Source organism: Enterobacter sp. HK169 (assembly GCF_001719105.1).
In the GTDB taxonomy this organism is placed as follows: domain Bacteria; phylum Pseudomonadota; class Gammaproteobacteria; order Enterobacterales; family Enterobacteriaceae; genus Enterobacter; species Enterobacter asburiae_B.
The window spans coordinates 2,283,439-2,304,928 of record NZ_CP017087.1; the positions used below are offsets into that span (position 1 = coordinate 2,283,439).

Annotated in this window: 25 protein-coding genes, 1 tRNA gene and 1 pseudogene; 12 read left to right on the forward strand and 15 right to left on the reverse strand. The window is 56.6% G+C overall.

Translation table 11 applies throughout. The features are described 5' to 3' along the window. Window positions 1-4 precede the first annotated feature (4 nt). The 6 genes from EnteroDNA1_RS10735 to ureG are packed head-to-tail and all read left to right on the forward strand — an operon-like array spanning window position 5 to window position 4,339. Window positions 5-319, forward strand: a complete 315-nt coding sequence (locus tag EnteroDNA1_RS10735) for an urease subunit beta (protein ID WP_069303323.1) — start codon at window positions 5-7, stop codon at window positions 317-319. Then, window positions 312-2,015, forward strand: coding sequence for an urease subunit alpha (ureC, locus tag EnteroDNA1_RS10740; protein ID WP_069303324.1), 1,704 nt, complete (start codon window positions 312-314; stop codon window positions 2,013-2,015). The genes EnteroDNA1_RS10735 and ureC overlap by 8 nt, the downstream gene beginning before the upstream one ends. A 9-nt stretch (window positions 2,016-2,024) precedes the next feature. Continuing rightward, window positions 2,025-2,489, forward strand: a complete 465-nt coding sequence (gene ureE / locus EnteroDNA1_RS10745) for an urease accessory protein UreE (protein ID WP_033146676.1) — start codon at window positions 2,025-2,027, stop codon at window positions 2,487-2,489. A gap of 9 nt (window positions 2,490-2,498) precedes the next feature. Next, on the forward strand, window positions 2,499-3,038 hold the full coding sequence (locus EnteroDNA1_RS10750; protein ID WP_032659887.1) for a HupE/UreJ family protein: 540 nt from the start codon (window positions 2,499-2,501) through the stop codon (window positions 3,036-3,038). Beyond that, window positions 3,038-3,712 carry an urease accessory protein UreF gene (locus EnteroDNA1_RS10755; RefSeq protein WP_069303325.1) on the forward strand — a complete coding sequence of 225 codons (675 nt, stop codon included), beginning with the start codon at window positions 3,038-3,040 and terminating at the stop codon, window positions 3,710-3,712. Before EnteroDNA1_RS10750 ends, EnteroDNA1_RS10755 begins: the two co-directional genes overlap by 1 nt. Window positions 3,713-3,721: 9 nt before the next feature. Then, window positions 3,722-4,339 (forward strand): urease accessory protein UreG, encoded by a 618-nt coding sequence (gene ureG, locus EnteroDNA1_RS10760; RefSeq protein WP_014071813.1) that lies wholly within the window; start codon window positions 3,722-3,724, stop codon window positions 4,337-4,339. A gap of 44 nt (window positions 4,340-4,383) precedes the next feature. Here the strand turns inward: ureG and tsaD are convergent, their stop codons facing one another. Next, complete coding sequence (gene tsaD, locus EnteroDNA1_RS10765; protein WP_029741753.1) at window positions 4,384-5,397, reverse strand: tRNA (adenosine(37)-N6)-threonylcarbamoyltransferase complex transferase subunit TsaD; 1,014 nt, start codon at window positions 5,395-5,397, stop codon at window positions 4,384-4,386. Between the two features lie 236 nt (window positions 5,398-5,633). Here tsaD and rpsU point away from each other — a divergent pair, with 236 nt between their 5' ends. The 3 genes from rpsU (at window position 5,634) to rpoD (ending at window position 9,711) form a co-directional block, all read left to right on the forward strand. Next, window positions 5,634-5,849: a 30S ribosomal protein S21 gene (gene rpsU / locus EnteroDNA1_RS10770; RefSeq protein WP_001144069.1), complete on the forward strand. Its 216-nt coding sequence runs from the start codon at window positions 5,634-5,636 to the stop codon at window positions 5,847-5,849. A gap of 115 nt (window positions 5,850-5,964) precedes the next feature. Next, window positions 5,965-7,710, forward strand: a complete 1,746-nt coding sequence (gene dnaG, locus EnteroDNA1_RS10775) for a DNA primase (RefSeq protein ID WP_023333458.1) — start codon at window positions 5,965-5,967, stop codon at window positions 7,708-7,710. A gap of 153 nt (window positions 7,711-7,863) precedes the next feature. Continuing rightward, complete coding sequence (gene rpoD / locus EnteroDNA1_RS10780; RefSeq protein WP_023309228.1) at window positions 7,864-9,711, forward strand: RNA polymerase sigma factor RpoD; 1,848 nt, start codon at window positions 7,864-7,866, stop codon at window positions 9,709-9,711. A 101-nt stretch (window positions 9,712-9,812) separates the two neighbouring features. Here the strand turns inward: rpoD and mug are convergent, their stop codons facing one another. Next, a complete protein-coding gene (mug, locus tag EnteroDNA1_RS10785; protein WP_023309229.1) occupies window positions 9,813-10,319 on the reverse strand; it encodes a G/U mismatch-specific DNA glycosylase in 507 nt (168 codons plus the stop codon). 125 nt (window positions 10,320-10,444) lie between these two features. Between mug and EnteroDNA1_RS10790 the strand changes: the two genes are divergently transcribed. Then, window positions 10,445-10,520: transfer RNA gene (locus EnteroDNA1_RS10790), tRNA-Ile, on the forward strand. 81 nt (window positions 10,521-10,601) lie between these two features. Here EnteroDNA1_RS10790 and EnteroDNA1_RS10795 read toward each other — a convergent pair. The 9 genes and pseudogenes from EnteroDNA1_RS10795 to EnteroDNA1_RS10835 all read right to left on the reverse strand — a co-directional run bounded on the left by EnteroDNA1_RS10795 (window position 10,602) and on the right by EnteroDNA1_RS10835 (window position 17,654). After that, window positions 10,602-10,802 carry an ogr/Delta-like zinc finger family protein gene (locus tag EnteroDNA1_RS10795; RefSeq protein WP_029741756.1) on the reverse strand — a complete coding sequence of 67 codons (201 nt, stop codon included), beginning with the start codon at window positions 10,800-10,802 and terminating at the stop codon, window positions 10,602-10,604. A gap of 67 nt (window positions 10,803-10,869) precedes the next feature. Continuing rightward, window positions 10,870-12,023, reverse strand: a pseudogene (locus EnteroDNA1_RS10800) (phage late control D family protein). Then, window positions 12,020-12,484, reverse strand: coding sequence for a phage tail protein (locus EnteroDNA1_RS10805; RefSeq protein WP_023309232.1), 465 nt, complete (start codon window positions 12,482-12,484; stop codon window positions 12,020-12,022). The pseudogene EnteroDNA1_RS10800 and the gene EnteroDNA1_RS10805 overlap by 4 nt, the downstream one beginning before the upstream one ends. Window positions 12,485-12,495: 11 nt before the next feature. Next, on the reverse strand, window positions 12,496-14,775 hold the full coding sequence (locus tag EnteroDNA1_RS10810; protein ID WP_069303326.1) for a phage tail tape measure protein: 2,280 nt from the start codon (window positions 14,773-14,775) through the stop codon (window positions 12,496-12,498). After that, window positions 14,768-14,887 (reverse strand): GpE family phage tail protein, encoded by a 120-nt coding sequence (locus tag EnteroDNA1_RS10815; protein WP_023616176.1) that lies wholly within the window; start codon window positions 14,885-14,887, stop codon window positions 14,768-14,770. The genes EnteroDNA1_RS10810 and EnteroDNA1_RS10815 overlap by 8 nt, the downstream gene beginning before the upstream one ends. 32 nt (window positions 14,888-14,919) lie before the next feature. Continuing rightward, entirely contained in the window at window positions 14,920-15,228 is a 309-nt protein-coding gene (locus EnteroDNA1_RS10820) for a phage tail assembly protein (RefSeq protein ID WP_064673332.1), read from the reverse strand. A gap of 56 nt (window positions 15,229-15,284) precedes the next feature. Continuing rightward, window positions 15,285-15,803: a phage major tail tube protein gene (locus EnteroDNA1_RS10825; protein WP_023309235.1), complete on the reverse strand. Its 519-nt coding sequence runs from the start codon at window positions 15,801-15,803 to the stop codon at window positions 15,285-15,287. Window positions 15,804-15,814: 11 nt separating this feature from the next. Continuing rightward, complete coding sequence (locus EnteroDNA1_RS10830) at window positions 15,815-17,002, reverse strand: phage tail sheath protein (protein ID WP_064673333.1); 1,188 nt, start codon at window positions 17,000-17,002, stop codon at window positions 15,815-15,817. 58 nt (window positions 17,003-17,060) lie between these two features. After that, complete coding sequence (locus tag EnteroDNA1_RS10835) at window positions 17,061-17,654, reverse strand: recombinase family protein (protein WP_032659854.1); 594 nt, start codon at window positions 17,652-17,654, stop codon at window positions 17,061-17,063. 155 nt (window positions 17,655-17,809) lie between these two features. On the opposite strand from EnteroDNA1_RS10835, the gene EnteroDNA1_RS21845 reads away from it, so the two are divergent. Continuing rightward, a complete protein-coding gene (locus tag EnteroDNA1_RS21845) occupies window positions 17,810-18,067 on the forward strand; it encodes a hypothetical protein (RefSeq protein WP_223998064.1) in 258 nt (85 codons plus the stop codon). Beyond that, the gene (locus tag EnteroDNA1_RS10840) at window positions 18,054-18,248 is read left to right on the forward strand and encodes a hypothetical protein (RefSeq protein WP_064673334.1); all 195 of its coding nucleotides are present in this window, start codon (window positions 18,054-18,056) and stop codon (window positions 18,246-18,248) included. Before EnteroDNA1_RS21845 ends, EnteroDNA1_RS10840 begins: the two co-directional genes overlap by 14 nt. 86 nt (window positions 18,249-18,334) lie before the next feature. Here EnteroDNA1_RS10840 and EnteroDNA1_RS10845 read toward each other — a convergent pair whose 3' ends face one another. Genes EnteroDNA1_RS10845 through EnteroDNA1_RS10860 form a run of 4 tightly spaced genes read right to left on the reverse strand, consistent with a single transcriptional unit; the run spans window position 18,335 to window position 21,489 of the window. Then, window positions 18,335-18,934: a tail fiber assembly protein gene (locus tag EnteroDNA1_RS10845; RefSeq protein WP_069303327.1), complete on the reverse strand. Its 600-nt coding sequence runs from the start codon at window positions 18,932-18,934 to the stop codon at window positions 18,335-18,337. Further along, on the reverse strand, window positions 18,934-19,983 hold the full coding sequence (locus EnteroDNA1_RS10850; RefSeq protein WP_064673335.1) for a phage tail protein: 1,050 nt from the start codon (window positions 19,981-19,983) through the stop codon (window positions 18,934-18,936). Before EnteroDNA1_RS10850 ends, EnteroDNA1_RS10845 begins: the two co-directional genes overlap by 1 nt. Then, window positions 19,980-20,588 carry a phage tail protein I gene (locus tag EnteroDNA1_RS10855; RefSeq protein WP_064673336.1) on the reverse strand — a complete coding sequence of 203 codons (609 nt, stop codon included), beginning with the start codon at window positions 20,586-20,588 and terminating at the stop codon, window positions 19,980-19,982. The genes EnteroDNA1_RS10850 and EnteroDNA1_RS10855 overlap by 4 nt, the downstream gene beginning before the upstream one ends. Further along, window positions 20,581-21,489, reverse strand: a complete 909-nt coding sequence (locus tag EnteroDNA1_RS10860) for a baseplate assembly protein (RefSeq protein ID WP_039260509.1) — start codon at window positions 21,487-21,489, stop codon at window positions 20,581-20,583. Before EnteroDNA1_RS10860 ends, EnteroDNA1_RS10855 begins: the two co-directional genes overlap by 8 nt. Window position 21,490 lies beyond the last annotated feature (1 nt).

Here is a 21,490-nt window from a genome sequence, read left to right on the forward strand (position 1 = left end):
CGTGATGATCCCAGGTGAATACCAGATCCAGTCCGGAACGATTGCCCTCAACGTCGGGCGTGAAACCCAACGCGTGGTTGTCGAAAATCACGGCGACAGGCCGATCCAGGTCGGATCGCACTATCACTTTTACGAGGTCAACCCGGCGCTGAAGTTCGATCGGGAAGCCACCAAAGGCTTCCGACTGAACATCCCGGCGGGCACCGCCGTGCGCTTCGAGCCCGGCCAGAAGCGGGAAGTGACGCTGGTTCAGGTCACGGGGGCGCAGCGCATTTTCGGCTTTCGCGGCGAGGTGATGGGCGAGGTGAAACATGGCTGAGATTTCGCGCCGGGCGTATGCCGATATGTTCGGCCCCACCACCGGGGATAAAGTGCGGCTTGCCGACAGCGAGCTGTGGATCGAAGTGGAAGACGATCTCACGGTCTACGGCGAAGAGGTCAAATTCGGCGGCGGAAAGGTGATCCGCGACGGCATGGGCCAGGGGCAGATGACCGCTGACGGCTGCGTGGATCTGGTTCTTACCAACGCGCTAATCGTCGATCACTGGGGGATCGTAAAAGCCGATATCGGCGTCAAGGACGGACGGATCTTCGCCGTCGGCAAAGCCGGGAACCCGGACATTCAGCCCGGCGTGACGATCCCGATTGGCGCGGCAACGGAAGTCATTGCCGCCGAGGGGAAGATCGTTACCGCCGGCGGGATCGACACCCACATCCACTGGATCTGCCCGCAGCAGGCGGAAGAGGCGCTGGTTTCCGGCGTCACCACCATGATCGGCGGCGGCACCGGACCGGCGGCGGGCACCAACGCCACCACCTGCACGCCGGGGCCGTGGTATATCGCCCGCATGCTGCAGGCTGCCGATACGCTGCCGGTGAATATTGGCCTGCTCGGCAAAGGTAACGGTTCCAGCCCGGACGCCCTGCGCGAGCAGATTGCCGCGGGCGCCATCGGGCTGAAGATCCACGAAGACTGGGGCGCGACGCCTGCCGCCATCAACTGCTCGCTGGAAGTCGCGGAAGAAATGGATATTCAGGTGGCGCTGCACAGCGACACGCTGAACGAGTCCGGTTTTGTCGAAGACACGCTGGCGGCTATCGCCGGGCGCACCATCCACACTTTCCACACCGAAGGCGCGGGCGGCGGCCACGCGCCGGATATCATCACCGCCTGCGCGCATCCGAATATTCTGCCCTCCTCCACCAACCCGACGCTGCCCTATACGGTGAACACCATCGACGAGCATCTCGACATGCTGATGGTTTGCCATCACCTCGATCCGGATATCGCCGAGGACGTGGCGTTTGCCGAATCCCGCATTCGTCGTGAAACCATTGCCGCCGAAGACGTGCTGCACGATATCGGCGCGTTCTCGCTTACCTCGTCAGATTCGCAGGCCATGGGCCGCGTCGGGGAAGTGATTATCCGCACCTGGCAGGTGGCGCACCGCATGAAGGTCCAGCGCGGCGCCCTGCCGGAAGAGACCGGCGAGAACGACAACTTCCGCGTAAAGCGCTACGTCGCTAAATACACCATTAACCCGGCGCTCACCCACGGCATCGCCCATGAAGTCGGTTCGATTGAGGCGGGCAAGCTGGCGGATCTCGTGGTCTGGTCCCCGGCGTTCTTCGGCGTGAAGCCTGCCACCATCGTCAAGGGCGGGATGATCGCCTGTGCGCCAATGGGAGATATCAACGCCTCGATCCCCACGCCGCAGCCGGTGCATTACCGTCCGATGTTTGGATCGCTGGGCGCCGCGCGCCACGCCACCCGACTGACGTTTATCTCGCAGGCCGCCAGTGCGAACGGCATCCCGCAGCAGCTCAACCTGCAGAGCGCTACCGCGGTGGTGAAAGGCTGCCGGACGGTGAAAAAGGCGGACATGATCCACAACGGCCTGCAGCCGAATATCACCGTCGACTCGCAAACCTACGAGGTGCGCGTCGACGGTGAACTGATAACCAGCGAACCGGCTGACGTTCTGCCGATGGCGCAACGCTATTTCCTGTTTTGAGGAGTGATGATGATCTATTTAACCCAACGCCTGGACCACGCGCATCCGATTACCGCCAGCGTCACGCTGCCGATTGACGTGCGGGTGAAAAGCCGCGCCCGCGTAGCGCTGAACGACGGCCGCGAAGCCGGGCTGATGCTGCCGCGCGGCCTGCTGCTGCGCGGGGGCGACATGCTGACGACCGACGACGGCAGCGAGGTCATCGAAGTGATCGCCGCGCCGGAGTCAGTTTCCGTGGTGCGCTGCGCCGATCCGTTCCTGCTCGCCCGCGCCTGCTATCACCTGGGCAACCGCCACGTGCCGCTGCAGATCATGCCCGGCGAGCTGCGCTATCACCACGACCACGTTCTCGACGACATGCTGCGCCAGTTCGGGCTGGAAGTGGCCTACGCCAGCCTGCCGTTTGAACCGGAAGCGGGTGCTTACGCCAGCGATGCCCACAGCCACAGCCATTCTCACGCTCATTCACATTAAGGATCAATCATGCGTAAGTATTTACCGCTATTACTGCTGGCTTTTTCCGTTCCCGCGCTCGCGCATCCCGGCCACGGCACGGACAGCTTCCAGGCAGGATTTCTTCATCCGCTGACCGGGCTCGATCACCTGCTGATGCTGGCGGGCGCAGGCGTGCTCTCGGCGCTGAGCGGTCGCAAACTCCTGCTGCCGTTTGCCACCCTCGGGATGATGCTTGTCGGCGCCATTGCGGGCAGCCTGCTCGGCGGCTTCAGCGGCATGGAGATGCTGATTATCGCCTCGCTGGCGGTATCCGGCGTGATGATGTTTAAAACTGAAAACCGTCTGCTGCTGGCGGTACCTGCCCTGGCGATGTTCCACGGCTGGGCGCACGGCGTGGAGATGTCCGGCCACAGCTTCTGGCTCTTCACCAGCGGCTTTATGCTCGCCAGCGCCACGGTGCTGTGCGCCAGCTTTGCTGCGGGGCTGCTGCTGCGCCGTCACGACGGCCTGCGTAAAACCTTCGGCGGCGGGCTGATTGTCTCCGCCCTGCTGGCGCTGATGAGCTGATGGAGCACGCCCGCCAGAGGCTGCGCCTGATGCAGCTCTCCAGCAGCAGCCTGCCGGTCGGGTCGTTTACCTGGTCGCAGGGGCTGGAGTGGGCCGTTGAGGCAGGCTGGGTCACCGACGCCGACGCGTTCAAACGCTGGCAAATCCAGCAGATGGAGCAGAGTTTTTTCTGCGTCGATCTGCCGCTGTTTATCCGTCTTTATCAGGCCTGTGAGCAACGCTCTCTTACAAATGCAAAACGCTGGACGGCATACCTTCTCGCCTGCCGGGAAACGCGCGAGCTGCGCGAAGAGGAGCGCAACCGTGGAGCGGCGTTTACGCGGCTGATTAAGAGCTGGGAACCTGACTGTCCGCCCGAATGGCTGCCGCTGTTTATGCAAAGCCAGCTCTGCGGTATGGCCTGGCTCGGCGTGCGCTGGGGCATTAGCGCGCGCGAGCTGGCGCTCAGCCTCGGCTACAGCTGGATGGAGAGTGCTGTGATGGCGGGCGTCAAGCTGGTGCCGTTTGGGCAACAGGCCGCGCAGCAGCTGATTATCGAACTGGGCGACCATTACGCCGCCGGACTTGAACAGGCATTTTTGCGTAACGACGACGCGCTGGGGGCAGCAACGCCGCTGTCCGCCATCGCCTCCGCGCGCCACGAAACCCAATATTCACGACTATTCCGTTCCTGAGGAGTCAACATGGCTGATTACAAACATCCCCTGCGCGTAGGCGTGGGCGGCCCGGTAGGATCGGGCAAAACCGCGCTGCTGGAAGCGCTCTGCAAGGCGATGCGCGACACGTATCACCTGGCGGTGGTCACGAACGATATCTACACCAAAGAGGATCAGCGCATCCTCACCGAGGCGGGCGCGCTGGAGCCGGAGCGCATCGTGGGCGTGGAGACGGGCGGCTGCCCGCATACCGCCATTCGTGAAGATGCGTCGATGAACCTGGCGGCGGTAGAGGCGTTAAGCGAGAAGTTCGGCAATCTGGATCTGATCTTCGTGGAAAGCGGCGGAGACAACCTGAGCGCGACGTTCAGCCCGGAGCTGGCGGATCTGACCATCTACGTGATCGACGTGGCCGAAGGGGAAAAAATCCCGCGCAAGGGCGGGCCGGGGATCACCAAATCCGATTTTCTGGTGATCAACAAAACCGACCTCGCGCCGTACGTCGGTGCGTCGCTGGAGGTGATGGAGCGCGACACCAACCGCATGCGCGGCGAGCGCCCGTGGACCTTTACCAACCTGAAGGCGGGTGACGGGTTAGCGACGATTATTGCGTTTCTGGAAGAGAAAGGGATGTTGCGGGTTTAGGGCCATAATACCCTCTCCCTGTGGGAGAGGGTTAGGGTGAGGGATTACGCCTCCGGCAGTTCCGCCAGCGGCCAGCGCGGACGCACGGACACGCTCAGGTCGGACGTTGCGCCCGCGTTCAGGCGCACCATTCCGGCGTAAGCGATCATCGCGCCGTTGTCGGTGCAGAATTCCGGACGGGCATAGAACACTTCCCCGCGACGCTTTTGCATCATCTCGGCGAGCTTCGCGCGCAGCGTGCGGTTGGCGCTGACGCCGCCCGCCATCACCAGACGCTTAAAGCCGGTCTGATCCAGCGCGCGCTTGCACTTGATCATCAGCGTATCCACCACCGCATCTTCAAACGCGCGGGCGATATCCGCGCGGGTTTGCTCGCTGTCATCGTTATTACGAATCGTATTCGCCGCGAAGGTTTTCAGCCCGGAGAAGCTGAAATCCAGCCCTGGACGGTCGGTCATCGGACGCGGGAAGACAAAGCGCCCTTCCGTTCCCTGCGACGCCATTTTCGACAGCATCGGGCCGCCCGGATAATCCAGACCCAGCAGCTTGGCGGTTTTATCGAACGCTTCACCGGCGGCGTCGTCGATCGACTCGCCCAGCAGCTCGTACTTGCCAATCCCCGTTACGCTAATCAGCTGCGTATGACCGCCGGAGACCAGCAGCGCCACAAACGGGAACTCAGGCGGATTCTCTTCCAGCATCGGCGCCAGAAGATGCCCTTCCATATGGTGAACCGGGATCGCCGGCACATCCCACGCAAACGCCAGCGAACGGCCAACCGTCGCGCCGACCAGCAGCGCGCCGACCAGGCCCGGGCCTGCGGTATAGGCCACAGCGTCGATATCGTTTGAACTCAACCCGGCCTCTTTCAGCGCCGCCTGAATCAGGGGAACCGTTTTACGCACGTGGTCACGAGAGGCCAGTTCAGGTACGACGCCGCCGTAGTCAGCGTGCAATTTCACCTGACTATACAGCTGGTTGGCCAGAAGCCCTTTTTCGTCGTCGTAAATGGCGATGCCGGTTTCATCGCAGGATGTTTCAATACCCAGTACACGCATGACTTGTTTTACCTCGTTTCAATACCGCGCAGTGTAGAGCCTGGGCGGGTTGATGTAAAACTTTGTTCGCTCCAGGAAGAAGGCTCGTGTATACTCCTCACCCTTATTAAAGTCCCTTTCAAAATCGCATCGGTGCTTTACAAAGCAGCAGCATTTGCAGTAAAATTCCGCACCATTTTGAAATAAGCTGGCGTTGATGCCAGCGGCAAACCGAATTTATTAAAGGTGAGAGTTACATGCCGGTAATTAAAGTACGTGAAAACGAGCCGTTCGACGTAGCACTGCGTCGCTTCAAACGTTCATGCGAGAAAGCAGGTGTTCTGGCTGAAGTTCGTCGTCGTGAGTTTTATGAAAAACCAACGACCGAACGTAAGCGCGCTAAAGCTTCCGCTGTGAAACGTCACGCGAAGAAACTGGCTCGCGAAAACGCACGCCGTACTCGTCTGTACTAATTGGTTGAGGGCCTCAGCCCTCAATTGACAGACAGAGTAATAGTCGTAAGGCCGTGCTTCCGGAAGGAATGCGCGGCTTGTTTTCGTTTATGAGTCACTAAAAATAACGGGGCATATGGCCGGAAGAATCCCACGCGTTTTCATCAATGACCTGCTTGCCAGAACCGACATCGTCGATCTCATCGACGCGCGGGTAAAGCTAAAAAAGCAGGGCAAGAACTACCATGCGTGCTGTCCGTTCCATAACGAAAAAACCCCCTCCTTCACCGTAAACGGTGAAAAGCAGTTCTACCATTGCTTCGGCTGTGGCGCACACGGTAATGCCGTCGATTTTTTGATGAACTACGACAAGCTCGAGTTCGTTGAAACCGTCGAAGAGCTGGCGGCGATGCATAACCTTGAAGTGCCGTATGAAGCAGGCAGTGGGCCAAGTCAGATCGAGCGCCATCAACGGCAAACGCTGTATCAACTGATGGATGGCCTGAATTCGTTTTACCAACAGTCTCTTAAGCACTCTGCGGCTGAGCCTGCGCGTCAGTATCTGAACAAGCGCGGACTGAGCGACGATGTCATTGCGCGTTTCGCTATTGGTTACGCCCCGCCCGGCTGGGACAACGTGTTAAAGCGTTTTGGCGGCAATAGCGAAGATCGTAAGTCTCTCATCGATGCAGGCATGCTGGTCACCAACGACCAGGGACGAAGCTACGACCGCTTCCGCGAACGGGTGATGTTCCCGATCCGCGACAAGCGTGGCCGGGTAATTGGTTTTGGTGGTCGCGTGCTGGGTGATGCCCTGCCGAAATACCTTAACTCCCCGGAAACCGATATTTTCCATAAGGGCCGCCAGCTGTACGGTCTTTATGAGGCGCAGCAGAATAATGCGGAACCTCCGCGTCTTCTGGTCGTCGAAGGCTATATGGACGTCGTGGCACTGGCGCAGTACGACATCAACTACGCGGTTGCGTCGTTAGGGACGTCCACCACCGCCGATCATATTCAACTGCTGTTCAGGGTGACCAATAACGTCATCTGCTGTTACGACGGTGACCGCGCAGGGCGCGACGCCGCCTGGCGCGCGCTGGAAACCGCGCTACCCTATATGACCGACGGGCGTCAGCTACGCTTTATGTTTCTGCCCGACGGTGAAGACCCGGATACGCTGGTGCGTAAAGAGGGCAAAGCGGCGTTTGAAGCGCGGATGGAGCAGGCTCAGCCGCTCTCCACGTTTTTGTTTAACAGCCTGATGCCGCAGGTCGATTTGAGTACCCCTGACGGGCGCGCGCAGCTCAGTACGCTGGCGTTGCCGTTAATCAGCCAGGTGCCCGGCGAAACGCTTCGCATCTATCTGCGTCAGGAGTTAGGCAACAAGCTCGGCATTCTGGATGACAGCCAGCTTGAACGTTTAATGCCAAAACAGGCTGAAAACGGTGCGGTTCGCCCCGCGCCTCAGCTAAAACGCACAACCATGCGTATACTGATAGGGTTGCTGGTCCAAAACCCCGAGCTTGCGCCGCAGGTGCCATCTCTGGCGGGTTTAAACCACGAAAAATTGCCCGGACTTGGCTTATTTTCAGAACTGGTCAATACGTGTTTGTCTCAGCCAGGTCTGACCACCGGACAACTTTTAGAGCACTATCGCGGCACAAAAGAGGCCGCTACCCTTGAAAAATTGTCGATGTGGGACGATATAGCAGATAAGGACATTGCAGAAAAAACGTTCACCGACTCACTCAACCATATGTTTGATTCGATGCTTGAGCTGCGCCAGGAAGAGTTGATTGCTCGCGAGCGCACACACGGTTTAAGCAGCGAAGAACGCCGGGAGCTCTGGATGATTAACCAGGAACTGGCGAAGAAATAAAAAATTTAACGGCTTAAGTGCCGAATATCGATCGGGAAGCCCCCGGCAGCCGCACTGAGAGGCAGCGGCAAAAATATAAGTACGCCCTCGCTTTAAAGGTTGGCAGCCCCATCGCCGACACCAATCAAACGAATTAAGTGTGGATACCGTCTTATGGAGCAAAACCCGCAGTCACAGCTGAAACTTCTTGTCCAACGTGGTAAGGAGCAAGGCTATCTGACCTATGCCGAGGTCAATGACCATCTGCCGGAAGATATCGTCGATTCAGATCAAATCGAAGATATCATCCAAATGATCAATGACATGGGCATTCAGGTGATGGAAGAAGCACCGGATGCCGATGATCTGTTGCTGGCTGAAACCTCCAACAACACTGACGAAGATGCGGAAGAAGCTGCTGCACAGGTACTGTCCAGCGTGGAATCTGAAATCGGGCGTACCACTGACCCGGTCCGCATGTACATGCGCGAAATGGGTACCGTTGAACTGTTGACCCGCGAAGGCGAAATTGACATCGCAAAACGCATCGAAGACGGGATCAACCAGGTTCAGTGCTCCGTTGCCGAGTACCCGGAAGCGATCACCTATCTGCTGGAGCAGTACGATCGCGTTGAAGCGGAAGAAGCGCGCCTGTCTGACCTGATCACCGGTTTTGTCGACCCGAACGCTGAAGAAGATATGGCGCCTACCGCCACTCACGTCGGTTCTGAACTGTCTCAGGAAGAGATGGATGATGACGAAGACGAAGATGAGGAAGAGAGCGACGACGACACCGCGGACGATGACAACAGCATCGACCCGGAGCTGGCGCGTGAGAAGTTTGCCGAGCTGCGTACCCAGTACGAAGTGACGCGTGACACCATCAAAGCGAAAGGCCGCAGCCATGCCGCCGCTCAGGAAGAGATCCTGAAGCTGTCTGAAGTCTTCAAACAGTTCCGCCTGGTGCCAAAACAGTTCGACTACCTGGTGAACAGCATGCGCGTTATGATGGATCGCGTACGTACCCAGGAACGCATCATCATGAAGCTGTGCGTTGAGCAGTGCAAAATGCCGAAGAAGAACTTCATCACCCTCTTCACCGGCAACGAAACCAGCGAAACCTGGTTCAACGCGGCTATCGCAATGAACAAGCCGTGGTCTGAAAAACTGCACGACGTGAAGGACGATGTGCATCGCGGCCTGCAGAAACTGCATCAGATTGAAGAAGAGACCGGCCTGACCATCGAGCAGGTTAAAGACATCAACCGTCGTATGTCCATCGGTGAAGCGAAAGCCCGCCGTGCGAAGAAAGAGATGGTTGAAGCGAACTTGCGTCTGGTTATCTCTATCGCCAAGAAATACACCAACCGTGGTCTGCAGTTCCTGGATCTGATTCAGGAAGGCAACATCGGTCTGATGAAAGCGGTAGATAAGTTTGAATACCGTCGTGGTTACAAGTTCTCCACCTACGCAACATGGTGGATCCGTCAGGCTATCACCCGCTCTATCGCGGATCAGGCGCGCACCATCCGTATCCCGGTGCATATGATTGAGACCATCAACAAGCTCAACCGTATCTCCCGCCAGATGCTGCAGGAGATGGGCCGCGAACCGACGCCGGAAGAGCTGGCCGAGCGCATGCTGATGCCGGAAGACAAGATCCGTAAAGTGCTGAAGATCGCCAAAGAGCCAATCTCCATGGAAACACCAATCGGTGATGATGAAGATTCGCATCTGGGTGATTTCATTGAGGATACCACCCTCGAGCTGCCGCTGGACTCTGCGACCACCGAGAGCCTGCGCGCTGCGACGCACGACGTTCTGGCTGGCCTGACCGCCCGTGAAGCAAAAGTCCTGCGTATGCGTTTCGGTATTGATATGAACACCGACCACACGCTGGAAGAAGTGGGTAAACAGTTCGACGTTACCCGCGAACGTATCCGTCAGATCGAAGCGAAGGCGCTGCGTAAGCTGCGTCATCCAAGCCGCTCTGAAGTACTGCGTAGCTTCCTGGACGACTAATCGGTCCTGACAGTGAAAAAGCTCCCAATCGGGAGCTTTTTTTTGTTTATTCCCTCTCCCTGTGGGAAAGGGTAAGGGTGAGGGCATCAGGCCTCAGAGGATTACAGCCCCCGCACCATCAGCGCCTCATCCAGCTCCCGGTACGCCTCCACCAGCTTATCCAGCGTCGCCCTGTTGAGCCCGCTCGGGTTCGGCAGCACCCACACCTGCGTAACGCCAATCGTGATGCTCTGCTTGCCCCACTGCGTTCCACGCTGGCTAAACGCCTGCTCGTAGGCCTGCTTGCCGAGGATCGCCAGCGCGGCGGGCTGATAATCCTCTATCTTCTTGATCAGCTCCCGCCCGCCGCTGCGCAGCTCATGCAGGTTGACCTCGCTTGCCTGCACCGTAGGCCGCTCGACCAGCATGGTGATCCCGCAGCGCGTATCCAGCAGATGCTGCTCCTCTTCGGGCTTGAGTAGCCTGTCGGTAAACCCGGCCTGGTAGATCACCTTCCAGAAGCGATTACCCGGATGGGCAAAGTGAAAACCGGTGTGCGCCGAGGACTTACCCGGGTTGATTCCGCAGAACACCACCCGCAGGCCAGGGGCCAGAATATCGTTGATCATCTTTACTCCCGATCGATACATCGTCAGGGAAGTATAAAGGATTGATTATGCGTTGTTTATAAAAACAGCAGGCAGGTGTGAATGGCTGGATTGCTGCGGGGAGTTACTTTATAATTCACCGCCACGGCCCCTTAGCTCAGTGGTTAGAGCAGGCGACTCATAATCGCTTGGTCGCTGGTTCAAGTCCAGCAGGGGCCACCAAATTTTAGTTTTAGAATCATATGATTAAGCCACTCAATTGAGTGGCTTTTTTATTGATTTTTTGAGCCGGCAACGCAGCCGCTAACCGTGGTTTAGCGAAGCCGTTCGGACACGCTCAGAGGCGCCCGGGGTCGCGATCAGGCGCTCCACGGACTCCATCGTCACGAACGTACAGCTGCAATCCACATTGGTGCACTGATGATAGCGCTCTTTGGTATTTTCACTTAGATAGCGACTGGTACGCGCATGCGCAGAGTGCTTGCACTTAGGACAATGAAACATGTACCCCTCCACTTGATTCACATTTTGTGAATCAATAATACCCAAAATAAAACCAATAGCAACTACATTACTCACTATCAACAGTAAATTTTTCGCCGCTGACGTTCAGCTCAAGCTTAAGCTGCGTGGTAAATCCGCTATCGTTGAGGGTATGCACCACCTCGCTGATGATCCACGCCTGCTCGTCGATGATGCGTTTAAAACCGTTTACCAGTACCGGCGTTTCGGGGAACAGATCGGCGCGTCCCAGGGCAAGCTGGATGGAAAACTCTACGGTTCCCCGCTGAAGCGCGCGCCACTTAGCCTCTGCGGCCCTGAGCGCCTGCTCTTCAGAGGCATAAACCGTGGTTAGCTCAAATACGTTTTCCGCCGATCCCACCAGCCTCTCTTGCGGTTTCTGCTCCTTGCCTGCTGCTCCCGCTACCGGTGCGGCGGCATCCGGGTGCTGCAGTGCTTCTGTCTGCTGCCCTCCGGACTGACGAGCAATACTCAATTGAGGATTTTGTTGTTTGGGGTCACGCGTTTGCAGCCATTTGGCCGTTACGCCGGAATAATTTTCACGGTCAGCTATGGAAAAAAGGTGCTTATCTCCATCCCCACGTTCAATCATCATTAAGGAAAGCGGAGTGCCGCTGGCCGTCACGGCCTGGCCCGCTTTCATAAAGATAATCTTCCCGGCTTTGATTGAAACAAATGCTCCATTACGTTCAGCAAGGCGGGAGAGGAACGCCGCGTCTGTCTCCTGAGACTGGTCAATATGAGAGATGGCGATGGATGCAAGCCCCGACGCGACGCTGGCGGTCAACTGGTTACGCTGAGCGATGGTATCGACTATCGCGCCAATCGTCGTGTCATGCCACGACTGTTCGCGCCGCACGTTTAGCTTTCCACGAAAATCTGCGCTGAATCCCCGGATGGTCAGCGTATCCGGCGCGCCCCGGAAATGAATCGCATCAATCGTAAAGTCCCCTTTCTCCTCGAGCGGGGTTCCCTCCCATCCCAGCCATAAGGACAGCCTTGCCCCCGGGCAGGCAAGTCCAGCAGCCCGTCGGAATCATCCAGCAGAATATCCAGCTGATCGGCTTCCAGCCCCCGTTTGTCGGTCATGGTCAGGCTGATAAGACGATGGCTGAAATTTTGCGTGATATCACGATCGTCAAGCTTAAGCATAAAATCAGGGGCGATTTTTCCACCCGCCCGGATATTCATTTCGGTGATCATCCCACCAGCCCTCCAATGCTATTCCGTGCGCTTTCCACCAGCTCTGAGGCCTGCGTTCGCAGGTCGCCAAACGTCGTCATCAGCGATTCGTCCACGCGTTTTAGCGACAGGGTAAACTCAATTTTTCGGGCGGTACCGTCACTGTAAAAATCCGAATGCGTGTGCGTGACTTTCTCAATGACAAACATGCCGTGAATGATGCCGGTACCGTCTATCAGCGGCCATGCCCGCCCCTCATTTGCCATCAGCTCAACCGCCTTGAGCGAAAGCCGCCCTCCCGTGAGTTCCGGGTAAAGTAAGCCGGAGAGGCTAAAGGATGTCTCACCTTCGCCAAGGTACTGCCAGGCTTTGGGTTTCCCGATGCGAGCGCTGGATGCCCAGCGGTAGTCTTTTGTGAATATCATTGACTGATACGGTAAGGTTCGTCGTTCAAAGACAAACAGCCCCAGCACCATTAACATTTTCTCTCTCCTCAACTATACATAAAGCTGGATTGCTGCCGTCTCGCTTTATCCTGTTCAATATTATCTATCGTCTCCCGGATTTGACGGGTCAGATCCGTTCCGGAGGCCGTGCCCCCCTGCAGCGTGATGTTATATTCGCTTTTACTCTGATCGACGTAAGAGCGTCCTCCAGTAGCGATGGTCGGCTGATACCCCAGGCTGCCGCCAGAGATCCCCGCGCCCGGAATATAAGCGCTGCCCGCCGGTGAGGATGCCGCTTCTGCTTTTGCCGCAGCGGCGTCGAGATCGCCCGACTCGTTTTTGATAATACCGAGCTTCTCCAGCAGCCAGCTGGCCTTGCCGCTCAGGCTATTAAAGAGATCAAGCGGGGCCATTAACGCATCGCCCAGCGCCTGACCAAAAATCACGCCAGCGTTTTTACAGCCATCCAGCGTTTCCTGCGTCGCCTTGATCGGCGTAATCAAGTCGGTGAACCATTGCCAGATACCGCCCAGCTTCTCCGAGATAGCGTCAAACACCGCCATCACCGGTGAGAACAGCGCACCCAGCGGTGCGAAAGCCGTTGAAAGCCCTTCCATCACCCCGCCAAAGAAGGCGCTGATGGGCTCCCAGTATTTAAAAATCAGCAAAGCACCGGCAGCAATCGCCGCGCCAAGGGCAATCACCGGCCAGCTAAGGGCACCCAGCACCGTCATGATGGCGCCGCCCACCACGCTGAATACCGTTCCCAACATCCCGGCCGCGGTAATAACCATATTGACGCCCGTCAGTACCGGGCCGATAACCGTGCCTACGCCACCCAGTACGCCAGCAAACGCCTGCGCGCCGACAACGATGCTGGCGAGGGTCTGCGTCAGCTCAGGGTTGGCATTCACCCAAAGGGAGGCCGTACCAAGCCAGCCGGTTGCGGTTGTTATCAGGTTGCGCAGAGCGCCATCCGCTTTATCAAATACATCAATCTTCAACCCGTTCCACGCGGCCTGGAATCGGTTGATATCACCGTCAAGATTATCGGTCTGCACGGAAGCCGCGAGCGCGGTACTGCCCTTTGCCCCCTGCAACTGCTGGCGTTTTTCATCAAGCGATCCATCACCCGCCGCGGAAGCCAGCGCCCCCGCGGCTTTTATGGCATCCGGAGTCTGAACATGGCGCAACATCGCGCTGAGCGCGTCCCCCGCGGCAGCGCCTTTCATTCCTTTTTCCGCCAGAACGCCAAGCAGCGCGGTGGTCTCTTCAAGCCCCATACCGGCGGCATCCGCAGCGGGCGCAGCGGAGGTAACGGCCGCCACTATCTCAGCGAGGCTGGTATTCGAAGAGGCAGAACCGCGCGTAAGCACATCTGCGATGCGTCCCGCGTCCGCATCGGCCAGGCTATACGCGGCCTGCGTGCTGGCGATCATATCGGCCGCGTTAGCCGCGTCGACATTCCCCGCCAGGCTGAGGTTGACCGTTGGCGCGGTGGCCGCAAGTAGCCCATCGGCGTCATAGCCTGAACGAGTCAGTTCGGTTTGTGCCCGGAGGACCGTATCTGCGGGTACTCCGGTCCTGGCGCTGACCTCCCGCGCCTGCTGGCGAATGGCCTCAAGCCGGGAATCCCCCTTCGCCAGGCCAAGGTTTGCCTGAATGGCCGACATCTGCTTTTCAAAGCTGATGCCAGGGGCGATAAACCGGGACGTCTGGTCAAAGCCCGCTTTTGCGATGCCCACGCCCGTATTCGCAAGCTGACGCACCCGCGCGGTAACGCGTTTGCCTGACTCGTAGCGATTCTGAACGACACTCAGCCGCTCCTGCTGCTGATTGACGCGGGCCAGCGCATCCCGCTGTCGGTTAAGCTGCTGCGTTTTTTCGCTGATGTGACTTTTTAAACGACGTTCATCCGACGAGAGCGTGCGCGTGTTCACTCCCGCCTGAGCGAGTTCAGTACGCTGACGCTGTACCGAGTAGCGTAAGCTGTTGTACTCATGCTTCAGGTCGACTGCCGATTTTCGGGCTGCAGTCAGCGCATCAGCCTGCGCCTGGGTGGGGTTTTGCGTGTTTTTAAACTGTACCGCCAGCGCCGCGGCCTGCTGTTTCGCCTGAGCAAGCGACTGCTCCGTCGTGGCGAGCCGGGCATTTGCTTTTCTGAAGCCGTTAATGCGCCCCGCCTGCTCATCGAGCGCCCCCAGCGCCGTCTGCGCATCGCGGATATCGCTCGCGAGAGTGAGGCTGGCGTTCTGGAGAGCGTTAAGCGGTCGGGTTGCCCGGTCGACTGCCTTAAGCAGCTCCTGAAGACTGACATTATTACTCATGGTGGTTTCCGCTTCGCTGCAGCGCTTTTTCGCGCCATAAGAGGAGTTCGGTCACGCTAAGGGAGTACAGTTCTGACGGCGGCCAGTGAAAAATCACCGCGATATCCGCCATCAGATCGTCGACCGACACATTTTCGGGAAATTTTAGCGAGCCGAAGCCGGTGACAAAAAACCGATCACCTTACCTGCAAAAGAGAGCAGATCGCAGGCATCCAGGCGTGCAACCTCATGCTCGGTCAGCGCTGGGGAGGTCATTCGCGGCAGCACCTTAATCAGCGCATCAACGTCAGATTGCGCCAGCGACGCCAGCGATACGCCGCGCAGGGTCCCCGCATTGGGTTTTGCGATGGTCACCTTTTCGATTTTTTGCTCGCCGCGCTGAACGGGGCTATCAAGCGTGACGATATGTGGGTTTTCACTTTCGTTCATGGCGGTCTCGTTGATATTTTCCATTTCGTTACTCTTCTGAAAGTTAACTCACCGGCCGGTCATCCCGGCCGGTTAAAGGGTTACAGGCCGATGGCCTTACGGTGTTCTGCCAGGCGATCGACGCCATCGACTTTGAGCACCATATTGATGATGTCGATTTCGATGATCTCTTTGCCATCAATGGTCAGCTGATAGTAAGCGCACTCGGTGGACATCTTGGTGGTGCCGCTCTCGCCCTGCTTGTTTTCACCGCCATCAAACTCTTTATGACGGCCGCGCATGACGATTTCGACGGCGGAGATTTCGCCGGTATCATCGCGCTGATAAGAGCCGGTAAAGCGCAGCGGCACGCTGTCCGCGCCCGGAGAGGCGTACTGCGCCCACAGCGCGGCGTCCGGCAGACCGCCGACGGTCCACTCCAGCGCCAGGGCATCATCGTCCAGGCCGAGGTCGACAGAGACCGAGCCCGGCATACCGCCGCCGCGATACTTCTCCAGCTTGCGGGTAAGCTTCGGTAGGGTCACGGACTCGACAACGCCCATATAGCTCAGGCCATCGTTGAACATATTTAGGTACTTAAGTTTGCGTGGTAACGCCATGCTTCAGCTCCTTAGCTGTTAACCGAATCTGACAGGTCTGCCAGATAGGTATCGGTGATGCGCTGGCGCAGGGTCAGATTTTCCAGCGGCGGGACGGGGGTGTAGTCGTAATCGATATACAGTTTCCCCGCTTTCAGGGTGGTTGCATCGTTCGACTCAGGGTCATACCAGCAGGAGCCGTCGACGATATAGCCGTTGGTTTTCAGCTCGCGGAACTTGGCGTTAATACCGGAAACGATGTCGCGAATAAGCGTTGGCGTGATGGGTTTATCCATCGCCCACGCGTGCGCTTCCGCCATGGTATCGGCCAGCACCTGTGCGGTACGGGTGTAGTTTTCAAAGACGAATAACGGATCGTCTGAGCAGGTACGGTTACCCCAGAATTTAAAGCCGTCGTTGCGAATCAGCGTGGTGACGCCAGCCTGGTTGAGCAGGTTCGCGTCGGTGGCCTGTTCCTGCAGATCCCAGGAGACAGAAGCGCTTACGCCAGTAACGCCGTTGACGCCAACGTTTGACAGGGTTTTATGCCAGCCCATGGTCTGGTCGATTTTGGCGCGCAGGCCAAGCGCGCGGGCGGTCGCCCAGGCCGTCGTCGTTGCGTTCGTGGTGGTATCCCATGCCAGAAAATCAGGATGGATAACCATCAGCTCGCGCTGGCTGAAGTATTGGCGATAGTTAATCGCCTCAGAAATGGTTTTACATCCCCACGCGCTGACATAGCCGAACGCGCGCAGGCTCTGGCACATGGCGGCCAGTGCGGTCGCCACTTCCTGAGAGTCCAGCCCCGGCACGCCGAGAATACGCGGCTTAACGCCGGTCACCGTTTTCGCCGTGAGAAGCGCCTTCAGGCCGGTATATTTACCGTTTTCATCAGTAGTACCGATGATGTTGGAAACGGTCTGCTTGCGCGCCTCTTCCGGGGTTTCAGCGGTGCCTTCGGCCACGCGAACAACCACGACAACCGGTTTGCACTGGTCGGCGATCGCCTGCAGAGAAGCGGACAGCGTCCCCGCCTTACCGGCTTTCGCAATTGCGTTTTGCACGTTGGTAATGAGCACGGGCTCGTTTAAAGGAAATGTCTTGTCGTCAGCATCGCTGGCCGTACAGACCATGCCGATGATTGCCGTCGAGACAGTGGAAATGGTGCGGGTGCCATCGTTGATTTCGATAACTTCCACGCCGTGGTGAAAATCACTCATCCGTTTAACTCCTTGGTTAGTTGGTGAGTGATATTGTCGCGGCTGGGCTTGCTATGAGCTAACCATCCCTGTCCAGCGGCCGCTGGCACAACGATTGTCCGACTATCGTGGCGGGGAATTTTTTATAAAGCGTGGAAATACCCACATCAAAAATTAACGCAACGCGCTGTCGGGATTCCCCGGAAGCAATCAGCCTGCCAGCCTGAGCCCATTCCTCCTGCGTCAATTTAGGGCGTCTGCCACCAATTCGTCCCTGTTCTCGCGCTGCGGCCAGCCCGGCGCACGTCCTCTCGACAATGAGTTCACGCTCCATTTCAGCAAGCGCCCCCATGATATGGAAGAAGAAACGCCCCATTGGCGTTGAGGTATCAATGCTATCAGTCAAACTGCGGAAGTTAATGCTTCGCTGGCGTAGTTCCTCCGTCATTGAAACGAGGTGGCGCATACTGCGCCCGAGCCGATCAAGTTTCCATACAACGAGAGTATCGCCCGCATTAAGTTGTCTGAGAGCTCGATTGAGTCCCGGTCTATTTGTCGATTTACCGCTGATTTTATCTTCAAAAATGAGCTCACATCCTGAACGCTGCAGCGCGTCACGCTGTAAGGCGGTGTTTTGTTCATTTGTTGACACGCGTATGTATCCAATAAGCATGGTATTTCTCTCCGTCAAAACCGGAAATCATGCCATTTAATGGATAAACACGCATTTTCGAAAACCTTGGTTTGGGAGGAGCTAAATACGTAACCAGTCGAGGAAGTAACGCAAATGGAGCTTGGGTAATATGGTCGGATGGAGCCATTGAGGTTATGGGGTATGGTGTAATCCTTGATAACGGCCTGGCAACGGTTAATTACCCAATTGCGCTGCCAGGTATAAGCCGCTATATCAGCATTGCCGAACGTCTTTCTGCTGATCCCGGTACTACGCCCAACTATGCTCATTCATCAATGATCATTGATGCTTTAACAACAAATGTCGGTTTCAAAGCTCGTTGCACAATGGCCGCAACGGGTGCCCCATCAAATAATGGTTTTTCGTGGAGAGTTTACTATGCGCCTATTTAATCCGATCACGATGACAGAGGTCATTCATGGTTTCCACGATACTGGAGGTGCTATTCAACTCCCTGAGGATAACTGGTTTTTCACGATGCGGGAAATACCAGAGGGAATGCGACTTGACGTCAATGAAAAAGGTGAGCCATCTCTTATGGAAATTAAATCTGATATCTCTGACAACGAATAAATGAATACGCTGTCTGGCTAAATGCAGAAAATATCAGGTGCTACTGATGATTATTGATCCATCAAAAGCACCCGATATTGAATGACCTATACCTCGGGTTTCGGTGGAAGGTTAAGGTTCGGAGCGGTATCGGTATCAACCTTAGTTAACTTATAACGATACCGCTGCCATTCAGTCAGACGAGGGATATCTGCATCATCAATGTAGCCTCCAGCCTGAGCATCTACCAATGGTGCGATAATTGCAGACGCTTCCGCTAGCAATGCAGTTTTCTGCTGTTCGGCCTTTGCCACATCCGCAGAGTGTTTCGCTTTTGCGTCGGTTATCCACTCGCTGCCATTCCACTTATCATATGGCGTTCCAGGGGCTTGTGTCGTCGTATCTTTCGGATAATCACCCGGTAGGGAAATCGTGACTTTCTCCCCTGACTTTGTGCTATATACACTTTTACCGCGATGATCAGCGATGTACTCCCATCCGTTTAAGTCAAAGGTGCGGCAAATAGTAAAACCTTCTTTAATTTCACCAGGCGCATCAATGCATGACAAGGCTGGAATACCTACACCTTCCGCTAAATATTCAACCGAGGAGGAAATATATTCGCGCGTTTCACCATCGTAGTTAAACACAGTTATATCACCGGTCACTGTAGCAATAAGCTCATTGTTTAATTTTGCCTTCGCCATTATGCGGCCCTCACGATGTAGTTAAATGCGATGTTACGGGGGCGGGCGCCAAATGATGACTTTTGCCCCGTAATTGAAGAAATTATTCCAGCGGTACTAATATGTGACCATGATGGGCTATTATCGACAACGCTATCGAAATCACTCACTGCAATATATGCAGTTCCATCAGAATAACCGCCAACAAACATCCCAATCCCGGAACCAAACTGGGCTGACAGCAACCCCCTTCCGCTATCTATACCTCTGCCATCATCCCAGCCACGTATAAACTCAGCGCGAAGATCTGGCAGTTTGAGGGCTGGATAGGCAAGCGCCAATTTAGGGTACTGGGAGGCTGTGAACGCCGCTCCGTTGCATTTAAGCCACCCCGTCGGTGGAGTTGCTGATGTCCATGGAACGGGTACACCCACCGGCAAAGCAGAGCCTTCTCCCAAACCAAGGTTTTTGAGAACCTCGGCGCTCAACCCTGCATCGGCAATTTCTTTTAACGCATTGGCGATTAAAGGGTACTGTTTATGCGGATTATCAGCAGCAATATGCTTTTTCATCTGATCATCAGCGTAGCCCTTTACCTCAATAACTTTATCGTCAACGTACTGACGCGTTGCCAGCACAACCGACGGATCAATTTTCAGGGAAATTGACGATGTGCTCGACACAATAAGAATCATGCGGATGGTCTGCGTGCGGCCACTGCCTTCCTGCAGCTGAGGCTTATATGTCTCCGGGCAGTTAGCCACGGCGATCAGAATGCCGTCGTCGTCATAGAGACCGATCTCTCGGATCCAGAAACCGCCCTCATTCTCGGGAATAATCTGTTCAGCGATGATCTGGCTGGTATTGTTTGGGTCAACAGCGAGCAGGTTCAGCGGCGCTATGCGTTTTTGGTTGACGAGCTTCGTCTGCGCCGGGTCGGGGGTTGGCAACGTTCCGTTGGCGTCGCCTACCGCCATTTGCGTCAGGTTGAGTTGCGTACCAAGTGCCGTCGCGTTAGCTAGCCGCGCCGCGCCCTGATTCGTCAGTATGGCAAAATATTTTGCGGTCATGCGTTCACTCTCAGGTTATCAATCAAATGGATGGCCGAGGCCGGGTAATAATCACCACAGACAATAAGTTCCTCAGTGGTATAGGGGTAAACAGCCAGCGCATCGCCGTGATAGCATCCTGCGCCAACATAAAACTCTCCCGTTGAGCTCAGGCTGATAGCCAGCCCGGTCATGTGTCTACTTGCCGGTTTGGCATCCTCAATGAGCCGTTCAAGCTCCTGATACATTTCGTCAGTGATGCCGTTATCAAGCACACCGACAACCAGACGGAATGTGCCAGGCTCCTCACCGAGCTGCCACCACTCGCGCACCTCAATCAAAAAGCCAAGCGGTTCCACCACACGACGCAATGCGCTGATGGTTCCTTTGTGCTGATGGACGAAAAACGAGGACATAATGACGCTGCGCTTCGTGCTCTCCGGCCACGCCTCATCCCAACGGTCTACCGACAGCGCCCATGCCAGGTAGGGAAGTAAATTCACCGGGCACGCGCTGGGGTTCCATAAGGTGCGTAGCGGTACCGGCACTCGTTCAATATTCGAGAGCGCAGCGGCAGCGGCGACTTCCAGCGGCGAGGATCCAACGGGTAACAGCCTTTCACTCATCCGAACCCCCGATCGCTATCTGATACGAGGTACAGTTCGAGGCCTGCGACTTACTCAGTACAATGTCAGAGTGGGGAGATTCCAGTTCCACGCGCTGCACGCCTTCAACGTGAAGTGCTGCATAGATGGCCGAGAGACGGATATCGCGTCCAAGGCGATGCTGCGCGCTGATATAATTCCGCAGCTTCTGCTCTGCAGCTTGCCTGATGGGTTCAGCTTCTGGTCCGGGATAAACGTAGAGCGTTGCGTTTATCTTGTAAGGCACAATTTCTGCTGACTGGACAGTTACACGATCGCCGACCGGGCGGACGGTTTCAGCGTTAAGCGCTTTTTCAACAACCGCCAGTAGTTCAGGACGAGCGGTACCATCCCCCTCACGGGATAACACCGAAATCGTCACGTATGCGGGCTGAGGGCTTTCAACCGAAACGTCAGCGACCCGCCCGTCGGCACTTCGACCATGATATTCATAGGCTCCAACCGGCCCCGCGACGCTCAACCCTTCAAAGGCCTGCTGCGCACGCAGTCGCAGGTCAGCATCAGACTCCATGACGGCAGCCGTTGGCGGAATGGTAGTGTCATCGCCCGGGGTGATGGTCAGGCGTTCGGTATTATTGTTTCCCGCAATAACGTCCAGATCGTGACCGGAAGAATAGGCCAGCGTCACGGCCAGCGCAGCCTCATTAACCCGCTGGCGCCAGATAACTTCCCGGTAGGCGTTCTCCTGCAGGAGCTTCACAATCGGCTCGGACTCCAGCGTCAGCGTCCGTGCAATCGCCTCTCGCTCCTCTTCCGGATAGAGGGAGACAAAGGTGGCCTTTCGTTCTGCCAACAGCGTTTCATAATCCACCTCCTCCACGACATCAGGCGCGGCGAGCTGGCTCAGATCAACAATAGCCATA